Source organism: Halorubrum sp. AJ67, assembly GCF_000513435.1.
The window spans coordinates 60,472-62,559 of the sequence record NZ_CBVY010000003.1 but is presented as its reverse complement, the minus strand read 5'-3'; the positions used below and the strand labels follow the sequence as shown (position 1 = coordinate 62,559).

2 protein-coding genes and 1 pseudogene (1 of these 3 only partly in view) are annotated in these 2,088 nt (G+C 67.0%); 2 read left to right on the top strand and 1 reads right to left on the bottom strand.

The features are described from left to right. Together BN903_RS04100 and BN903_RS04095 are read left to right on the top strand one after the other, a co-directional pair. A partial coding sequence (locus tag BN903_RS04100) for an archaeosine biosynthesis radical SAM protein RaSEA (protein WP_154018042.1) occupies positions 1-1,043 on the top strand: 1,043 nt, incomplete at its 5' end. A 210-nt stretch (positions 1,044-1,253) separates the two neighbouring features. Then, positions 1,254-1,457: a hypothetical protein gene (locus BN903_RS04095; RefSeq protein ID WP_048076525.1), complete on the top strand. Its 204-nt coding sequence runs from the start codon at positions 1,254-1,256 to the stop codon at positions 1,455-1,457. A gap of 90 nt (positions 1,458-1,547) precedes the next feature. Here the strand turns inward: BN903_RS04095 and BN903_RS15525 are convergent. Further along, a pseudogene (locus BN903_RS15525) lies at positions 1,548-2,088 on the bottom strand (5-formyltetrahydrofolate cyclo-ligase); it runs 160 nt beyond the window's last position.

The following is a 2,088-nucleotide window of genomic DNA, read 5'->3' as shown; positions in this document are numbered from 1 at the left end:
ACAACGCCGTGATGCGCGACATCCGCGCCGAGCGCTCGGAGACGTACGACCCGACGGAGCCGACCCGCGTGTGGATCGACGAGGACAACACGCCCGACGGCGTGGTGAACTCCCTGACGATCATCCTCAACACCGGCGGCTGCCGGTGGGCCCGCGCGGGCGGCTGTACGATGTGCGGCTACGTCGCCGAGTCGGTCGAGGGTGGCAGCGTCGCCCACGAAGACCTCATGACCCAGATCGACGCGTGCCTCGACCACGAGCGCGAGGAGGCGGACGAGCCCGCCGAACTGATCAAGATCTACACCTCCGGCTCCTTCCTCGACGAGCGCGAGGTCCCGGCGGAGACCCGACGGGCGATCGCTTCCGAGTTCGCGGACCGCGACCGGATTGTCGTCGAGTCGCTGCCGGACTTCGTGAGCCGGGAGAAGATCGCCGACTTCGCGGACCACGGCATTGCGACCGACGTGGCGGTCGGGTTGGAGACCGCGACCGACCGCGTCCGCCACGACTGCGTGAACAAGTACTTCGACTTCGCCGACTTCGAGGACGCCTGCGCGGAGGCCGCGGAAGCGGACGCCGCGTTCGACGCGGACGTGGGTATCAAGGCGTACCTCCTCATGAAGCCGCCCTTCCTCGCGGAGCCGGAGGCGGTCGACGACATGATCGACTCGATCCGCCGCTGCGCCGACGTCGACGGCTGTCACACCGTTTCGATGAACCCGACGAACGTCCAGCGGTACACCATGGTCGACGAGCTGTTCTTCGAGGGCGGCTACCGGCCGCCGTGGCTCTGGTCGGTCGCGCACGTGCTGGAGGAGACCGCCGACGCCGACGCCATCGTCGTCTCCGATCCGGTCGGGCACGGCTCCGACCGCGGCGCGCACAACTGCGGCGAGTGCGACGACCGCGTCCAGACCGCGATCAAGGACTTCGACAAGCGGCAGGACCCGAGCGTGTTCGAGCAGGTGTCCTGCGACTGTGAGGCGACGTGGGAGTACGTGATGGAGGCGGAGACGAGCTACAACATGCCGCTGGCGCGATAGATCCGGCAGCCGTCGAAACGCGGCAAGGGGGCAGCGAGCGACGGTCTGTTCCGAAACAATGGTGATAGATTGCGATCAGTATATTCCCTTTTTTAGAAATATTCGATCCGCTTTGGGTAAAATTGTGAAAGAGATCGGCATGAGAAACCCGATTATACCGAACGATCAGGTCGAAAAAGACCCTTATAGCTCCGGCCCCTACGATAGAACATGAACGCAGACGCCAGCGGTCCCCGGTCCTCCCGCGGGAAGTCGGTCCTCTTCTGTGCGGAGTGTCGTTTCGAGAGCGCCCTGTCGGACGGGTGGCTCGTCGTCAGCGACGGCGACGAGCGCACCGTCGTCTGTCCCGAGTGCGGGCACGTCGCCGACCACCGGTCCGAGCGGTCAGCGCCGACGCCGCAGCACGCCGACTGACCGAGCCGAGCAGTTCCGGTTTTTTCGTCGTCGACCGCGACCCGTCACAGCCTGTGGGCCGTCAGTCAGCTACAGTCCGCGACTTGTCAGTCAATCAGTTCTGGGCGCTCGCTCCCGAAGCACCGGGATCGCGTCCAGCCGCTCCTCGCCGAGCACGTCCCAGTCGACGCCGGACGGGCGGGGGTACGGCGTGTCGGTCCGGATCGTCCGCTCGGGAGTGATGACGAGGTCGAGGGGGACGTCGTGGGCGTCGGGCTCGGGGAGGTCAGACGGACTCCCGCCGACGGCCGATTCGGGACCGTCAAGGACGGAGAGCTCGTGAACGGTCGTCGCGACCGTCGTGTCTCTGTCGACCGAGTCGATCTCGCTGAGGACCGCCCACTCTAGGTCGCTGTACCCCTCGCCTTTCCCGATCCGGGCCCCGTCGGTCGTGACGCCGACGGAGCCGGCGACGATCAGATCGACGTGCGCGACGTCCTCGGGCGGGGTCGGCGTCCCGTACTCGGAGATCCCCGAGACGGTCGTCGCGTCGTCGATCTCGTCCGGGGGGATTTCCGCGGGGTCGAGCCGGAGGAACGGGTTCGGGTCGCGCAGCCGCGGCTGCGCGACGTAGACGGTCTTCCCGGCGCGG